The sequence below is a fragment of the Paenibacillus radicis (ex Gao et al. 2016) genome, from assembly GCF_014641555.1.
GTDB classification, from domain to species: Bacteria; Bacillota; Bacilli; order Paenibacillales; family Paenibacillaceae; genus Pristimantibacillus; species Pristimantibacillus radicis.
On the sequence record NZ_BMHY01000011.1, the window covers coordinates 77463 to 94655 of the forward strand.

Consider the following 17193-nt stretch of genomic DNA (forward strand, 5'->3'; position numbering starts at 1 on the left):
TATATGTGGACTCCACTTGCGGCATGGCCGACCACCATTAGGCAGCATGTGCTGCGCATAGCCTGTTGACAACAGACGATGTGATCATTATGATTAGAATGAACGTTCGATACAATCTTCTTTTTCGTTGAATCCAAGGCAAGGAGGTGCACCCATGTTTGAAAAATACAACAACGTGCAGCAAGCGGTATTGCAAACGACGCTGCAAATTATCAATGAGAAAGAGCTTCAGGCTACGTCGATGGCGCTTATTGCCAAACAATCCGGCGTGTCGACAGGCAGTATCTATCATTACTTTTCCAGCAAGGAAGATATTATAAACGAGCTGTACAAGGGAATTGTAAAATTCAACGGGGAGTTTGTAACGAGCGGACTCGATACGGATGAACCGGTTCGGATACGTTTTGAGCGTGCTTGGAAAAAAGTATTCGAGCTTTGCATGACCTATCCGCTGGGCTTTCAATTTATTGAGCAATATTCGTTCTCGCCCTATATTTATGATTCTTCGAAACTGGAGGCATATGAAGGGGGCTGGTGCGGGCCGTTGGCAAAGCTGTACGCTGAAGCGATTGGTCAAGGGCTGATGCTGGATATGGAGCCGAAACAGATGGTTCAGATGAATTATGGTTCAATCGTCTATTTGGTGAAGGGGCATCTCAAAGGCCAGTTCAACCTAAATGAAGAGACGATTCAGAGCGTGATTGATTCCAGTTGGAAAGCAGTAAGCCGATAATGCGAGGAAAGACTGCAAGGGAATGCGGTTTTTTCTTTTCAACAAATTAGAATGAACGTTCGATCTAACCTGATGTGAACTTAATTATTTCAATATGCATTCATCCGAGGAGGAAAAGAAAATGAGCAAAACAATTTTTATAACGGGTACAAGCAGCGGACTGGGCAAATTGACGGCGATTCATTTTGCGAAACAAGGATGGAATGTAGCGGCAACGATGCGTTCCCCGGAGAAGGAAGAGGAGCTGTTGAAGTACGAAAACATTAAATTGTTCAAGCTGGATGTGACGGATGCAGCTCAGGTGAAAACAGCTGTTGCCGACGCAATCGAAGCTTTTGGTCAAATCGATGTAGTCGTCAACAACGCCGGTATGGGCGCTTATGGGCCTCTGGAACTGGCGGAAGAGGACGCGATTGATTGGCAGTTTGCAGTCAATGTCAGAGGGCCGATTAATGTCATCCGGGCGTTCCTGCCTCATTACCGTTCCCGGAGGGGCGGAATGTTTATTAATATTAGCTCGTTAATGGGGCTGACGACAGCGGTACCGACCGGCTCGCTGTACAACATGTCCAAGTTTGCGCTGGAAGGCCTAATTGAGGGGCTTTATTATGAGCTGAAGCCGTTAAATATTGAGCTGAGACTGATAGAGCAAGGAGGTTCGGCTGGCAACAACTTCAACAGCAGCATCGTTTGGAGCCAAGGGGAAGAGATTACCGATTATGATGCGATCACGGAAAAAGTGAAGGCAAGCTTCAGCCAAGCACAGAACAAACCGATGGATGATCCGCAAATGATTGTAGATGCGATCTCTTCGCTAGCTACGGGAGAAAGCAAGAAATTTCGAACGCTTGTTGGTGAGGCAAGCAACGGACTGGTAGCCATGCGCAATTCGATGCCGATTGAAGATTATTTGGAGACGATTGCTTCTAATTACAAATAAACAAATAAAGGTTCTGATATTACGGCTGCCTGTGAGCGGAATGAAGTTCGCTCATAGGCAGCTTTTTCATATTTTCAACCTTTTATTTACAATAAAACCAATCGTTCATAATTCCTCATTAACAATCCCGGCGTACACTTGTCCTTGGTAGGACGAATAAGTCTAAGGGGTGGACAAGTTGAGCAAAACGATGGATCGCAAGACGTTTCTTTCCTATTTGGGTACCGGAGCAACAGCTCTGGCAGCCGCTTCTGCAGGGCTCGGCGTACTGGATGGCAAGGCCTCTGCCATGTCGGCAACGGCTGATCATTTGTTTGGATTTGATACGAACCGGGTAAGCGGATATTTTGATCCGATAGCGCCCACTGATGCCGACCAGCTTGTACTGCCGAAAAACTTTAGGTACGACGTCGTCGCAGCCTTTAACGACGTGATTAATCCGGAAGGCGAGAAGTTCGGCTCCGGCTGCGATTTCAACGCATTTTTCCCCATCGAAGGCTCCAACAATCGTGGATTGCTTGTCAACAATCATGAATACAGCACAATCTTCTCGATCGGCCCGGTTCTAAACGATAAAATGACTGCCGATCAATTGCATAAGAACCTGTACTATCAAGGCATGTCCGTTATCGAGGTGTATCGCGACGAGAAGGGCGTGTGGAAAATGGATACGAAATCGAAGTATGCGCGCCGCATTAACGGGTACACGAAATTCGAATTTACCGGTCCGGCTAGAGGAATCTCCGCTTTGAAAAGCGCTGCAACTGCAGTTGGTACCTTCGCCAATTGCTCCGGCGGCGTCACCCTTTGGAATACGGTGCTCTCCTGCGAAGAGAACTTTGCGGAGACGGCTGCCGCCTCCGGTTTGACGGAGACGCATTACGGATGGGTTGTCGAGGTCGATCCTTTCGACAAATCTTATTTGAAGAAGCATACGGCACTCGGCCGCTTTAATCATGAGAATACCGCTATGGGACTGGCGGCAGACGGACGCGTTGTTGTCTATATGGGCGATGATAAGAAAGACGCCTGCGTCTACAAATTCGTCAGCAAAGGCAAATTCGATAAATCGAAAGGCCGCGCCAACTCAGCGCTGCTTGAAGAAGGAACGCTCTATGCAGCCAACTTGAAGACGGGCAAATGGCAGGCCGTAACTCTGGAGGAAGTAGCCAAGGCGGTTAAAGGGAAGCCGGAGCTTCAACAGAAATTCAAAACGCAGGGCGACATCGTTACCTATTGCCAGGAAGCGGCGCTGCTTGTTGGCGGAACGCCGACGGATCGGCCGGAGGATATCGAAATTTCGCCGTTTGACCACACGATCTTCATCTGTCATACCAATAACGATAATCACGGCAATATTCATGGCCATATTACACGTATTTTCGAAGCAGGGAATGACCTCGGCGCTCTGGAATTCGATTTTGAGATTTTTGCGGCAGGCGGCCGTCAATCCGGTTTCAGCTCGCCAGATAATTTGGCTTTCGATTCGAATGGCCATTTATGGGTCGTTACGGATATTTCCAGCAGCAGCCAAAACAAAGGCATACACAAATCGTTTATGAATAACGGATTGTTTGTTATCCCGACAAGCGGCCCTGATAAGGGCAAAGCACTTCAATTCGCTTCCGGCCCTGTAGAATGCGAGCTGACAGGTCCGTTCTTCACGCCGGATGAGCAGACTCTGTTCTTATCCGTACAGCATCCGGGGGAAAACACGAAGGATTTGAGCAATCCAACTAGCACCTGGCCGCACCGTGCAGGCGAAAAAATGGCGAGATGCGCCGTTGTTGCCGTTAGCGGATTTAAGCTGGGGAATTAATCTATTAAAAGCAAGGGGGGACGCTGCCTAGGCGGTAACATCCCCTGCTTAGATAAAAAGGAGCTGCAGCTATGCCTTTCGGAAATATTGGAATTGGCGGATTGGTATTAATCCTCATCATTGCACTTATTATATTTGGTCCTTCCAAGCTGCCTGAATTGGGGCGCGCGTTTGGCCGGACGCTTAGCGAATTTAAAGGAGCAACCCGGGGTCTGGTGAACGGCACGGATGGCGACAGGGACTCTGAGCAGGAACGCGATCGCAAAGAGGGGGAGCCGCAGTTACAGCAGCAGCAAGCTTCGACGGCTGCGGACAAGTAAATGGCGGCTCCGAATGAACAAAGCGTCATTGGGCATTTAGAGGAAATGCGCTCCAGGCTGATCCGTACACTGGCCGCATTTCTCGTGTCTATGGCAGCAGCCTTAATCTATGTAAGAGATATTTATCAATGGCTCGTCCGGGATATGGAAGAGCAGCTGGTGCTGCTTGGCCCTTCCGACGTGATGTGGGTCTATATGATGATCGCCGGAGCCGTCGCTATCGCGGTTACGCTTCCAGTTGCAGCCTATCAGATATGGCGGTTCGTACAGCCGGCTGTACCGCCCCAAGCGCAGCGCTCAGCGCTTATGCTCATCCCCGGCATCAGCCTGCTGTTTCTAATCGGGATCTGCTTCGGTTATTTCATTCTGTTTCCGATGGTGCTGCATTTCATGAATGAAATGGCGGCAGGAGAATTTGCTGTGCTATATACGGCGCAAAAATATTTTACGTTTATGATCCATATGACGGTCCCGTTTGGTTTGCTGTTCGAAATGCCGGCCATCGTCATGTTTTTGACTAAGCTGGGGATTTTGAACCCTATCCGGCTTGCCAAAGCGCGCAAGCTTGCGTACTTTGTTCTTTGTATTGTGGCGGTGACGATTACGCCGCCGGATATTTTATCCGACATTATCGTCATTGTGCCGTTGTTTCTGTTGTACGAAATCAGCATCTCGATCTCGAAATTCGTATATCGCAAGCAATTGCGGGCGGGACAGCAAAACGAAGTGAGCGGATGAATAACGAGTAGACAAATAAGGAATTAAATGGTATGATGCTTTTACTAATGAATGAAGGGAGCTGGTCACAATGACAAACTTTACACTTGGATTGTTATACAACGTCGACAGCTGCCACTCATTCCATCGATCGGATTTTTAAAGTTATTTTCGAGCGACGATGAGCCCGGGCAGTATAGTCCGGGCTTTTCTATGTCTGTTTTGACAGCGCGTAGAGTCCGGGCATGCGGAATGTCCCGGGCTCTTTTTGTCGTACCCATCAAACAAACAGACGAAGGAGCTTGATCACAACAGTGAAAGAAAACTTATTAGAGCAATACGGATATACGGAAAACTACGTAAAGAACGTCCTGTCAGATCTGCCGGAGCGACAGCATCAACTGCAGCTGCAGCCGGCAAGAATAATCGCCCAGCATAAAAACTACTATCAAGCGGCAACAGCTCACGGCGAAATCATCTCGCATCTGGCCGGCAAGTATCTATATGCCAATGATGCCATGGGAGGCTTCCCCGCAGTTGGCGATTACGTGCTGGTGAAGCTGACCGAACAGAAGGATCGAGCGGTTATTCATGAGCTGATGCCCCGCAAGACGATGTTTTACCGCAGGAACAACTTTGACAAAAGCGAATTGCAGGTGTTGGCGGCTAACTTCGATACCGTATTTATTTGTATGGCGCTCAATCGTGATTTCAACCTCCATCGCTTGGAACGGTATGTCATCATGGCAAGGGAAAGCGGGGCTGATATTGCCATAGTGCTGACGAAAGCGGATTTATGCGATGATCCGGACAGCAAAGCAGTAATCTGCGAAACCGTGTGCCCCGGGATTCCTATTTACACAGTAAGCGCCCAAGAAAAGAAAGGGCTGGAGCAGCTGCTTCCGTATTTCGGCAAAGGCAACACCGTTATCGCACTTGGCTCGTCTGGCGTCGGGAAATCAAGCCTGGTGAACGCTTTGTTCGGTGAAGAGGTTATGGAGACATCGGAGGTGCGTGAAAGCGATGACCGCGGGCGCCATACGACGGTGCACCGTCAAATGATCGTCCTTCCAGGGGGCGGATTGTATCTGGATACGCCAGGGCTGCGGGAGATTGGAATCGCGGATGCGGCAGAATCTGTGTCGGAGCAATTTGCTGATCTGGAAGTGCTGCAGACACAGTGCAAATTCAAGGATTGCCGGCATGAGCGGGAGACGGGCTGCGCCGTTCTGCTTGCGCTGGAGGAAGGAAGGCTAACGCCCGATCGGCTGAGCAAGTATAGGAAGCTGTTGAAGGAATCAGCCTTTGATAAGGTCAAAAGCCGTTATTTGTATGAGAAATGGCAAGCTTCCAAAGCTTTCTCCAAGCAATTGAAAAAGCAGAAAAAAGGGCGAAAAGAAAAATTCTGACTCCACGCTGTAATAAAGCTCCCGCGACGCGGGGGCTTTTCTCGTATCGGATGCTGCTTTCCATGCAAATCAAGCTTAACTTCGTCCACCTTTTTTAAATAATTAGAATATATGAAGCGCTTTCATACCTGTACACTGGAATTGTTTACAATCAAACGATGAGGAGTGATCAAGCTTGAAAGCAATGATTCGCAACAAAACGAAGAAGGCGGTGGCGGCAGTTCTTACGATCGGATTGCTTATTCCGACGCTGTTCGTTTCCCAGCCCGTACAGGCGGCTGCCGAGTCGGTGTCGATCGACATGAGCCAGACCTTAGGGGCGCCTACTTATCGGGGGACAGGATTCCTCTATGGGCTGAGTGAAAATGGAAGCGCTCCCAATGGCTCACTGCTCTCTGATCTCAAACCGCAATTATTCCGCGGCGGCGGAGCGGGACTGAGCGGCGGCGCATGGGCGGTAGGCGGTTACAACGGCTACTTGCCGAGATTTAATTCGGTGAAAAACCAGTATAACCGGGTGAATGCGATTGGAGCGACCTATCAAATACTCGTAAGCGATATTTGGGGCTCCGACGGACGTACGATACCGAACAACAATGATCCGATATTTCCTGGCGACAATGGAAGCTGGACATCCTGGAATCAATTCATTACCCAGCTTGTGAATGATAAAATCGCCGCCAACATGACGAATGCCAGATATGATATTTGGAACGAGCCGGACGGCGCCTATTTCTGGCCAAGATCGGAAGCGCAATATTTCGAGATGTGGAAGCGAAGCGTCCAGCTTATTCGCTCTCTTGATCCGAATGCGGTCATCGTTGGTCCTGGATATGGCGGCTTTAACGCAACTCAGTTGAGCAATTGGCTGGATTATGCGAAAAACAACAACGCGCTGCCCGATATTCTCGACTGGCATTTCAGCGCGGACCCGGTTGCTGACGTTCAAACCGCGCAAAACTTGCTGAACACTAAGAACATAACGTCTATCGATGGCTTTACCATCGGTGAATACATCTGGCCAGCGGAGCAAAATGCGGGTTACACGGCATGGTACTTGGCGCGCTTGGAGAAATCGGGCGTTCTTGGCGCCAATCACGCCATCTGGGATCACTGCTGCGATCAAGGGCTGCTGGACGATATTCTGACGCCGGACTCGCAAAAGAAAGGACAGTGGTGGACGTATAAGAGTTATGCGGATATGACAGGGACACTCGTTGCGACTGTACCTTCGGCGAAAATCGATGGTGTTGCCAGCAAGGATGCGGCTCAGCAATCTGCTCGCATTTTGTTGGGCAACAAAGGCGGATACATCGGCAATGTGGACGTTAGCATCAACCAGTTGAACTCGGCATCCTATCTGGTTGGCGCGAATGGCAAGGTAAGGGTATCTGTGTCCCGAATTCATAATGTGGATCCTGTCACTGCACCCGATGTGGTTCAAGTGTTCGATGCGACGGTAACGAATCAGTCTATCCTAGTTTCGATTCCATGGCTCTATGCGATGGATGCCTATTCGATTACGTTATCGCCTTCGACAGGTACCGGCGAGCCGACCAATGAATACCAAGCGGAGCAGGCGGTCTTATCTGGGGGTGCCAATGTGATGACGAACCATACGGGCTATACCGGCACTGGCTTCGTGGCAGGGTATGAAACCCAAGGCGCTTCTACGAGATTTACGGTTCAAGCTCCGGCGCTCGCCAATTATGAGGTGACGCTGCGTTATGCGAATGGCTCCGGGGCATCCAAGTCGTTAAGCATTTATGTGAATGGGGTCAAAATCAAACAGACAGCTCTTGCGGCATTGGCGAACTGGGATAGCTGGGGGACGAAAGCCGAGACATTGAAGCTGCAGGCCGGCAGCAATACGATTGCCTATGTATTTGATCCGGGGGATAGCGGGCCAGTTAACTTGGATCGGATTCATGTTAGCGCTCCATCGGCCAGCGGAGCAACGATTCCGGGCAAAATTGAAGCGGAGAGCTATATCGGCATGTTCGGCATTCAGACGGAGCCGACAAGCGATGCCGGCGGCGGCTTGAATGTCGGCTGGATCGATAATGGCGATTGGCTGGATTATGGGGTACAGGTGCAGAACAGCAGTGCTTACACCGTATGGCTGCGTGTAGCGAGCCCGAACAGCACGGGGCAAATCCGTCTGCTTGACGGAGCCGGTTCAGTGCTGGCGACAGTCGCGGTTCCGAATACGGGCGGCTGGCAAAACTATCAGACGATCACGCAGACGGTCAGTCTGCAAGCCGGCTATCAGGTCATCCGGGTTCAAGCGCCAAACGGCGGTTTTAATTTCAACTGGATGGACTTTGCGGTCTCAACAGCACCGGTATCCTTCATTTATCAGGCGGAATATGCAGCCTTAGGCGGTGGAGCCAAAGTCATGAATGATCATACCGGCTATTACGGCAGCGGTTTTGTTGCAGGTTATGAATCCGCAGGAGCGTCCACTTCATTTGCGGTCAACGTATCAGCGGCAGGAAACTATAATACCGTGCTTCGTTATGCGAATGGCTCGGGCAGCACAAGGACGGTAAGTATTTATGTCAACGGTGTCAAGATCAAGCAAACTTCCCTGACAGCTCTGGCGAATTGGGACAGCTGGGGTACGAAATCGGAAAGCTTGAATCTGCAAGCCGGCAATAACACGATTATGTATAAATTTGATGCTGGCGATAACGGGCTCATTAATCTCGATCAAATTCAAGTCAGTCAATAGAGCAGGCGTTGAACAAAAGAAGTCCGGAGCAATCAATCGCTCCGGACTTCTTTTTACGTCGATACACTATGCTTCCAGCCTGCGTACACTCTCCCGCTGAATAACATCGGTTGCCAGCATGACATGATGCGATACGTCCTTGCCCTCCAGCAAGTCGATAAGCACCTGAGCAGCTGCAGTGCCCAGCTCATATTTGTATTGATGGACAGTGGAAAGTGCTGGCGTGCAATAGGCGGTCAGATCAATGTTGTCAAAGCCGATGATGGAGATGTCATCTGGCACTTTTTTGCCCATTTCCTTCACGCCTTGAAGCGCACCTAATGCCATCAGATCACTCGCGCAAAAGAGGGCGGTCACTTCCGGCCGTTCCGTCATAATACGGCAAGCGGCTTCTTTGCCGCCTTGCTCGGAGAATTGTCCGTTCAAGACGAGCGTTTCGTCAAAAACCATGCCGGCTTGATGGAGCGCCCTGCGGTAGCCTTCGAGACGAAGGAGACTGACATCGGCTTGGGTATGTCCGTTAATCATCGCGATCTCGCGATGTCCATATTCAAGCAGATGGTTGACGGCTGCAAGTGCGCCGTTCGTATTATCCGAAGTGACGTATGCAACATTAGGTCCTTGGAGAGTAATATCAATAAGGATGCAAGGAATTTCCGAGGATACGATTTCTTTCAAATAGGGGTCGTCGAGCCGGATCCCCATAATGATGACACCGTCGACGCCTCGTTCCTGGCATAACGTTTTGTAGGATTTGATGGACTGCTTCTGCGGTGTCGTGCTGAACAAGACGAGGTCATAGTCCAATTCGCCGGAGCGGTCATTGATGCCGCAGAGCACCTCATAGGCAATATTGTCTTTACTGCTGTCTCGCGTAATGTTGGATAAGAGCAAGCCGAGCGTTTTCGTTTTTTTTGAAATAAGCGACCTTGCAGCCATGTTGGGACTATAGCCCAGTTCATCGGCGATCGTCTTAATTTTGAGCCGCGTACCTTCGTTAACGTCGTCATATCCATTCAAGGCGCGGGATACCGTCGTCACGGATACGCCTGCTGATTTGGCAATGTCTTTAATGGTGACCATCGAATACCTCCAAAATCGTTAAAAAAATTAAAATATAAATTCGGGGTTGTAAATGCTTTCATCATGATCTATAATTCACATTATAACGCATCCGAAACGTTTTGGAAAGTTTGCAGGCGCCATTTTCATAACGGGATGCCCATTTTTTTGACGTTGATCCGAAACGTTTCGGATGCTCGCGATTAAATAGCTACTACAGCAAGAAAAGAGGGGAAAGCTTGGATTATCGAGTCATCAAAGAGAACGACCTGTTTCTAATGACGGACAAAAACGGCGACATTCCGCAAGGTGATGCTTCCGGTCTGGGACTGTATACGAAAGATACACGGTTCCTGAGCAGAATGGAGATTCGGATTAATGGACGCAGCCCGATTCTATTGTCCTCCGCTGCCGACGAGAACTATATTTCAACGATTCGCCTGACCAATCCGCATATGGAGGAGAACGGCGAACTGATCTTATGGAGGGAATCAGTCGAAATCGAACGTACCCGGTTCATTTATGACGGGGGGCTGTATGAAACCTTCAAGTTGACGAGCTACTATCCGAAAGCGATTCAATTCGATTTCTCGGTGCTGCTGGATGCGGACTTTGCCGACATGTTCGTCGTTCGCGGCTTCCAGCATGGAGATTTGGGCAGCAAGTCAGGCGAGCAGCAAGGCGAACGCCAAAGAACGATTGGCTATGACGGCGCCGACGGCGTCCGAAGAGAAACGAAAATCAAATGGGATACCGCGGAAAGCCGCGTCGAAGATAACGGTGAGCTGCATTTCGCTGTTGCGCTGAATCACCGTGAATCCGCTTCCATTACTTTCTTTGTCGCTCCTGTTGTGGATGGAATAGAGCCTCAGCAGCATGAGCCGCAGCATGCGATGGAAAAGCTTAGACAGTCCTATGCAGAGTGGAATAGCTCTACAACGACCGTCAACAGCGATATTGCGCTGTTCGATAAGCTCTATTACCGCGGCGTTCAAGACTTGCGGGTTCTGCTGACCGATATAGGCTATGGCGCATTTCCAGTAGCTGGATTGCCTTGGTATTCCGTGCCGTTCGGCCGCGACAGCTTGATTGCCGCATTGCAGATGCTGTCGCTTAATCCGGAGATTGCCAAAGGCACGCTGCTGACGCTGGCCGCTTATCAAGGCAAGAAAGAGGATGAGTGGCGGGATGAGGAGCCGGGCAAGGTGATGCATGAAATTCGTTATGGCGAGCTGGCTGGAACGAACCAAGTGCCGTTTACACCTTATTACGGAACGATAGATGCAACGCCGCTGTTTCTGCTGCTGGCAGCCGAATATTATCACTGGACGGGAGACGCCGGCTTTATCGTCTCGTTAATGCCTCATTTGAACGAAGCGCTGGCTTGGATTAAAGAATACGGCGATTATGACAACGATGCGTTTGTTGAATACTATCAGAAGTCTTCCAAAGGTATCGCTAACCAAGGATGGAAAGATTCCGCAGATTCCGTCGTTCACAGCAACGGCGATTACGCAGAAGCGCCTATCGCACTCGTCGAGGTTCAAGGCTATGTGTATCAGGCATTGACGCGTTTGGCACCGATATTCAGAAGCCTGGATCTGGCTGTACAAGCAGACAGCATGGAAGAGGAAGCAGCGAGTCTCCGCGAGAAGTTCGAGAGCCAGTTCTGGATGGAAGAGGAGCAGTTCTATGCCATTGCACTCGACAAAGACAAGAAGCGTGTAGATTCAGTTACTTCCAATCCGGGACATATTCTGATGTCGGGTATTGCATCGCCGGAGCGGGCTAAGGCAGTTGCAGAAAGACTGGTCGCTCCTGACATGTTCGGCGGATACGGTATCCGGACGATGAGCACGGATGCTGCAGGCTATAATCCGATGAGCTACCATGACGGCAGCGTATGGCCGCATGACAATTCAATGTGCTTGCTTGGACTCAGCAGTTCCGGCTTCACAAAAGAAGCGACCACGGTCATGCAGGGCCTGATGAAGGCTGCTGAAGGTTTTGAATATTACAGATTGCCTGAGCTTTATTGCGGATATGACGATTCGCTGGGATCGCCTGTACCTTATCCCGTAGCTTGCTCGCCGCAAGCATGGGCCGCTGGCACGCCGTTAACTTTCGTGCAATCGCTGCTGGGATTGAAGCCCGACGGCTTAAACCGCCGGATCACACTGACGCCGTCCCTGCTGGATGGAATGAACGAGCTGAAGGTCGACCATATGCGAATTGGCAACGGTACGCTAAGCTTGCGGATTTCGCGCGGAGAAGACGGGGCAGTCGTGGAAACGCTGTCTAACTCGACTGGCTATGAGCTGGTCATTGCCTAGGCAACACGAAACATTTTTCATATAGATAAAGCTCACATTACTAGGGAGGTTTTAAGGTATGAAGAAAAGATCAGGTTTTGCAATTGTTGCTTTAATTTTGTCTGCAGTATTGGTATTGTCCGCATGCGGCAAAAGCGGAGGAAACGCTAACTCGCCGGAATCGACATCCGGGAGCAACGGTTCAAAAGAGCCCGTTACGGTTACGCTAGCGGGATGGGGCGCAAGTCCGGAAGAGCAGGAGCTGCTCAACCAGACGATCCAAGAGTTTGAGACAAAGCACCCGAACGTGAAGGTTAAGTATGAAGTAATCGCCGATCAATACATGGATGTTATTAAGACAAGACTTATCGGCGGCGAAGGTCCCGACGTCTTCTATCTGGATGCATTCGAAGCGCCAGGTCTTATCGAACGCAACGTTCTCGAACCGCTGGACAGCTATGTAACACCAGAATTTGACGTAGCTGACTTTGACCAGCCGATGCTGGATGCGTTCAAGCAAGGCGGAGTTACTTACGGGTTCCCGAAGGACTCCTCGACACTTGCTATGTTCTACAACAAGAAAGACTTCGCAGATGCGGGTATTACGACTCCGCCAGCTACATGGGAAGAGCTTCAAGCAGCTGCAGTTAAGCTGACGAAAAAAGAAGGCGACAAAACGGTTCGTTACGGCTTTGGTGTTGCACCTGAGCTTGCCCGTCAAATGTTTATGATTCAAGCCTTTGGCGGCAAAGTGGCAGACGAAGAAGGAAACGCTGCGTTTGCTTCGCCAGAAGCGCTGAAAGGCCTGCAGCTTGTTACCGATATGCACAATGTCGACAAATCCTCTGGCGAGCCTAAAGAAGTGGGCGCTGGATGGGGCGGCGAAATGTTCGGCCAAGGCAAAGCTTCCATCGTATTCGAAGGAAACTGGGCGATTCCGTTCCTGGAGTCGAACTACAAGGATCTGGATTACGGCACAGCCGAGCTTCCAACCATTAATGGCAAAAAAGGAACGATGGCATTCACCGTTGCTTATGTGATGAACAAAGAATCGAAGAAAAAAGAAGCGGCTTGGGAACTGATCTCGTACTTGACCGGCAAAGAAGGCATGAAAACCTGGACGAGCAAAGGCTTTGCACTGCCAACCCGGAAATCGGTTGCGACAGAGCTTGGTTATGACAAGGATGAGAAACGCGGAGCAATTGTAGCCGGTGCTTCTTATGCAACACCATGGCAAGCAGGATCGACGCTTCCGACGATTATGAGCAACTTCAACAATCAATTCGTGGACACCTTTATGGGCAACTCGAAGCTTGAAGATGCGATAAACAAAGCACAGACGACTGCGAACAAGGAAATCGCAGCAGCGAAATAAGGGGATGGAGGAGGGGAGATGCCAACAATCTCCCTCCTCCATACTTTTGAGTTGGTAACGAAAGGAGAAGAGCATGCATGTCCCAAGCCTCTTCATGGAAAAAGAAACTGCGAAACAACGCGACGGGCTATCTGTTTCTGCTTCCAACGATATTAGTTCTTGGCACTTTTTTATTCTTGCCTGTCTTCTATTCACTCTATCTCTCTGGACATAAAGTGAATTTGCTGGGCGATGTCAGCTACAAATGGGTTGGCTTCAACAACTTCTCCCGGATGGCGGGGGACGAGCGAGCATGGATCGCACTGAAAAACACGGCATCATTTGCAATATTCGTTGTGCCGCTGCAAACGGCATGCGCCATCTTTTTGGCAGTCATATTAAATGCAAAGCTTAAATTTAAAAACTTTTTCCGCATTGTCTTTTTTATGCCTACCGTTACTTCCTCTGCGGTATTGTCACTTATCTTTATGTGGATTTACAATTCGAACGGTCTATTGAACCGGTTGCTTGAATTCATTGGATTGCACGGCTACAACTGGCTTGGAGATCCTGCGGTCGCCATGAAGGCGATCATGCTTATGAATATATGGTCTACCGCTCCGTTTTTTATGGTCGTCTTCCTGGCAGCGCTGCAGGATATTCCTGACGCTCTCTACGAATCGGCGATGCTTGACGGGGCAGGCGCATGGAGAAGATTTATTTCCATCACGCTGCCGCTGCTTAAGCCTGCTACCTTCTTTACAGTCGTCATGGGTTTTATCGGCACGTTCCAGCTATTCGATCAATCGTATATTTTCTCGGCAGGCTCCGGCGGTCCGAACAACTCGACCTTGACCGTTGCGCTGCTCATCTATCAATATGCATTCAAAAATCTTGACTTTGGCTACGCTTCAGCGCTGGCAGTCATGCTGGCTGCGGTCATCCTGCTCGTCACGCTGATTCAACGCAAGCTGTTTGCCGAAGAGAAGCTGAACTAGGAGGGCGATAAAATGGTAATCCAACAAACCAAATGGGGCAAAGTGGTTCTCTACTTCCTGTTGTTTGCATACGGCTGTGTTACTGTCGCGCCCTTCCTATGGGCGTTGTCCTCTTCGTTCAAGCCGCTAAGCGAGATCGTGTCGGGAGGCATTAATTTTATTCCGAAGCAGTTTACGCTGCAGAACTATTACGATATTTTCGTTAAAGAGCCGCTATTTATGCGCTGGATGTATAATAGTGCGCTCATAGCCGTTGTAGCGACAGTGTGCAATACGCTGTTCAATTCGATGGCGGGCTATGCGCTGGCCCGGATAGATTTTGCCGGGAATAAGATTATGTTCGTGCTCATTCTCGCCGTGCAAATGATTCCGGGTCAATTGACTATCGTGCCTGCATATTTGATTATGAAGCAGCTTGATTTGCTGAACACTTACGCAGCATTGACGCTTCCGATGATGGCTAATGCAACGTTCATCTTTATGATGCGGCAGTTTTTCCTTAGCTTCCCGAAAGAGCTGGAGGAGGCAGCAGCGATGGATGGCTTGAACCGGTTCGGGGTATTCTTTCGCATCGCTTTGCCGCTTGCTGTACCGGCTCTTGCCGCGCAGACGATCTTCGTCTTCATGGGCGCATGGAATGAGTTTTTGAAGCCGCTCATGTTCATGTCGGATAAGTCGATGTTTACGCTGACGCTCGGTCTCAATACATTCAAAGGCCAATATATTAGCCACTGGAACTATATTATGGCGGCTTCCATGGTATTTACGCTGCCGGCTCTGCTCATCTATGCCTTCTTTAATCGCTTCTTTATTAAAGGGATTACGTTTACGGGCGGCAAGTAATACAACGAAAAAAGCGGTTCTCATTCCGATAGGGAATGGAACCGTTTTTTTTGTGTATGGCGGAACATTGGAATGAAAACGCTGCCTAAGTTTATGAAATCGTACTCAAAACAATCATATTCCGGCCTAAATAATTAAATATTGAACTATTCAGAAGGCTTCTCAGCGTTCATAATAGACGATAGCAATATATTCCTACAGCTAGCGAAGGAGCGATTTCGACGATGACACGGATTCAAAAAAATGCAAAAGTGCTTTTTCAAGGGGACAGCATTACGGATGCAGGCAGAGACAGAAACGACGCTTCCCATTTGGGCGACGGGTATGTACACATTATTGCGGAGAAATTCGCACGGCTTTATCCCGATCATAACGTAACCTTTCTGAACCGCGGCATTAGCGGCGATCGTGTTCCCGATCTGACAAGCAGATGGGATGAGGATTGCCTCGATCTGAAACCGGACTGGCTGTCTATTTACGTGGGCATTAACGATACATGGCGTAAATACGACAATAATGATCCTACGTCTACCGACCAGTATTACGAGGGCTATCGCAAGCTTATATTGCGGACGAAGGAGAACAGCAATGCTTCGCTGATCCTTATCGAACCGTTCGTATTGCCAAATACGGAAGACCGCCACGCATGGCGGGAAGACTTGGATCCGAAAATTTACGCCGTTCGCGAATTGGCGAGAGAATTCCGTACGCTCTACGTGCCGATCGACGGCCTCTTTGCCGCTGCAAGCGCGCAATCGTCAATTAGTGAGCTGGCGCCTGATGGCGTTCATCCAGCCCGTCTCGGACAAGAATTGATCGCCAATGCTTGGCTGAACGCTGTGCAAGCAAACGGTTAATTTAACCGCTTCAAACCAAAGAACCGGCCCTTTACAAAAAGGAGTCGGTTCTTTTTTTATGTTTTTTTCATGCTGTTCCTATGCCATTGTCCTGTTAAGCGGACGTCTCTGACAAACGAATAAATGAGAGGACGATATCCTGAGGATGATCGCCGAAGGCCGAGCCGAACAGATTCATGCCGTTGCGGTTGGCTGCATCCGCCTTAACCTCCAGCCGGACACGAATCGGCTGGTTGAAGGATAACGCCAGCTCATCAATGTTCGTTTGCGAAGAGCTTGAGCCGTTGATGAGGCTGCCTTGACGATTGACACGCCATTCGGTAAGCATGCCGTATTCAGTCCCGCTCCTCCAACGCTCAGGAGTCAGCTTGCCTTTACGGTCGCCGTAATCGCTGGGACTCGTCCAAGTGCCGATCGGCAGATCATTGATCGTAAGCGAAATGTCGGACGGCCAGTCCTCACAAGATCCTGCAGCCTCGGAGCAGAGCTCGGCCCGTAATGCGATCTCGTCCAGTTGAACGCCGGGCGGCATCGGATTGGCGAAATAATACTCTACAAAGCCAGTACCTGAAAACCAAAGCAGCGCAGCGTCCGTACGCTCCGGCATGTAAAATACGCGCGGATCATCGGATGAGCCGATAATGGCCCCGTCGCGGTTCGCCATGCCGCAAGTCGGCTGTACAGAGCACGTGGCATACATTCCAATCGGCATATGTATTTCTTCGACCCGATGCAGGCCGTCTCCCGGCTTAGCCGGCAGCTCCAGTACGATGGAGCGGCAAGTGACGGAGCATATTTTTTCCCGGTTGGCTCCTTGCCAGGAGAGGACAAGATCGGCTTGCTCCAGCATTTGAACATTAATCGAAATAGTCGGTTGAGCAACGCCTAGCGCATCCGCTAATTGACCAACGCTCATTGGTTTGTCGCCCAGCGCCTCCAGAATGCGTACTCGAACGTCGCCGGACAACGCTTTGGCGATCTCCACGATACGTGAAGATGGAAATCGTATTGTTTCTTGCTTATTTTCATTCATGTGAACCGCCTGCTTCCTTTTGAACCTTATTAGTTATAGTGTACAACGATTTAGGTGTATTG

At 49.8% G+C, this 17193-nt stretch carries 14 protein-coding genes; 12 read left to right on the forward strand and 2 right to left on the reverse strand.

The window, feature by feature from the left end:
• Nucleotides 1-154: 154 nt before the first annotated feature.
• The 7 genes from IEX98_RS22865 (at nucleotide 155) to IEX98_RS22895 (ending at nucleotide 8672) form a co-directional block, all read left to right on the forward strand.
• Nucleotides 155-733, forward strand: coding sequence for a TetR/AcrR family transcriptional regulator (locus tag IEX98_RS22865; protein WP_188891831.1), 579 nt, complete (start codon nucleotides 155-157; stop codon nucleotides 731-733).
• A gap of 121 nt (nucleotides 734-854) precedes the next feature.
• Entirely contained in the window at nucleotides 855-1673 is an 819-nt protein-coding gene (locus IEX98_RS22870) for an SDR family oxidoreductase (RefSeq protein WP_188891833.1), read from the forward strand.
• A 190-nt stretch (nucleotides 1674-1863) separates the two neighbouring features.
• The gene (locus IEX98_RS22875; protein ID WP_188891997.1) at nucleotides 1864-3492 is read left to right on the forward strand and encodes a PhoX family protein; all 1629 of its coding nucleotides are present in this window, start codon (nucleotides 1864-1866) and stop codon (nucleotides 3490-3492) included.
• Nucleotides 3493-3563: 71 nt separating this feature from the next.
• The gene (tatA, locus tag IEX98_RS22880; protein WP_188891835.1) at nucleotides 3564-3812 is read left to right on the forward strand and encodes a twin-arginine translocase TatA/TatE family subunit; all 249 of its coding nucleotides are present in this window, start codon (nucleotides 3564-3566) and stop codon (nucleotides 3810-3812) included.
• Complete coding sequence (gene tatC, locus IEX98_RS22885) at nucleotides 3813-4550, forward strand: twin-arginine translocase subunit TatC (RefSeq protein ID WP_188891837.1); 738 nt, start codon at nucleotides 3813-3815, stop codon at nucleotides 4548-4550.
• Between the two features lie 293 nt (nucleotides 4551-4843).
• On the forward strand, nucleotides 4844-5938 hold the full coding sequence (rsgA, locus tag IEX98_RS22890; protein ID WP_188891846.1) for a ribosome small subunit-dependent GTPase A: 1095 nt from the start codon (nucleotides 4844-4846) through the stop codon (nucleotides 5936-5938).
• 184 nt (nucleotides 5939-6122) lie between these two features.
• Complete coding sequence (locus IEX98_RS22895) at nucleotides 6123-8672, forward strand: carbohydrate-binding protein (protein ID WP_229692347.1); 2550 nt, start codon at nucleotides 6123-6125, stop codon at nucleotides 8670-8672.
• Nucleotides 8673-8738: 66 nt separating this feature from the next.
• Here IEX98_RS22895 and IEX98_RS22900 read toward each other — a convergent pair whose 3' ends face one another.
• Nucleotides 8739-9755: a LacI family DNA-binding transcriptional regulator gene (locus tag IEX98_RS22900; protein ID WP_188891850.1), complete on the reverse strand. Its 1017-nt coding sequence runs from the start codon at nucleotides 9753-9755 to the stop codon at nucleotides 8739-8741.
• Nucleotides 9756-9973: 218 nt separating this feature from the next.
• Between IEX98_RS22900 and IEX98_RS22905 the strand changes: the two genes are divergently transcribed.
• The 5 genes from IEX98_RS22905 to IEX98_RS22925 all read left to right on the forward strand — a co-directional run bounded on the left by IEX98_RS22905 (nucleotide 9974) and on the right by IEX98_RS22925 (nucleotide 16098).
• On the forward strand, nucleotides 9974-12067 hold the full coding sequence (locus tag IEX98_RS22905) for an amylo-alpha-1,6-glucosidase (RefSeq protein ID WP_188891852.1): 2094 nt from the start codon (nucleotides 9974-9976) through the stop codon (nucleotides 12065-12067).
• A gap of 58 nt (nucleotides 12068-12125) precedes the next feature.
• Nucleotides 12126-13421: an ABC transporter substrate-binding protein gene (locus tag IEX98_RS22910; RefSeq protein WP_188891854.1), complete on the forward strand. Its 1296-nt coding sequence runs from the start codon at nucleotides 12126-12128 to the stop codon at nucleotides 13419-13421.
• 77 nt (nucleotides 13422-13498) lie between these two features.
• Nucleotides 13499-14398: a carbohydrate ABC transporter permease gene (locus IEX98_RS22915; RefSeq protein WP_188891857.1), complete on the forward strand. Its 900-nt coding sequence runs from the start codon at nucleotides 13499-13501 to the stop codon at nucleotides 14396-14398.
• Nucleotides 14399-14410: 12 nt separating this feature from the next.
• Nucleotides 14411-15241 (forward strand): carbohydrate ABC transporter permease, encoded by an 831-nt coding sequence (locus IEX98_RS22920; RefSeq protein ID WP_188891859.1) that lies wholly within the window; start codon nucleotides 14411-14413, stop codon nucleotides 15239-15241.
• Nucleotides 15242-15465: 224 nt separating this feature from the next.
• The gene (locus tag IEX98_RS22925) at nucleotides 15466-16098 is read left to right on the forward strand and encodes an SGNH/GDSL hydrolase family protein (protein WP_188891878.1); all 633 of its coding nucleotides are present in this window, start codon (nucleotides 15466-15468) and stop codon (nucleotides 16096-16098) included.
• A gap of 94 nt (nucleotides 16099-16192) precedes the next feature.
• Here the strand turns inward: IEX98_RS22925 and IEX98_RS22930 are convergent, their stop codons facing one another.
• The gene (locus IEX98_RS22930) at nucleotides 16193-17131 is read right to left on the reverse strand and encodes an ArsR/SmtB family transcription factor (RefSeq protein ID WP_188891881.1); all 939 of its coding nucleotides are present in this window, start codon (nucleotides 17129-17131) and stop codon (nucleotides 16193-16195) included.
• Between the last annotated feature and the right edge of the window lie 62 nt (nucleotides 17132-17193).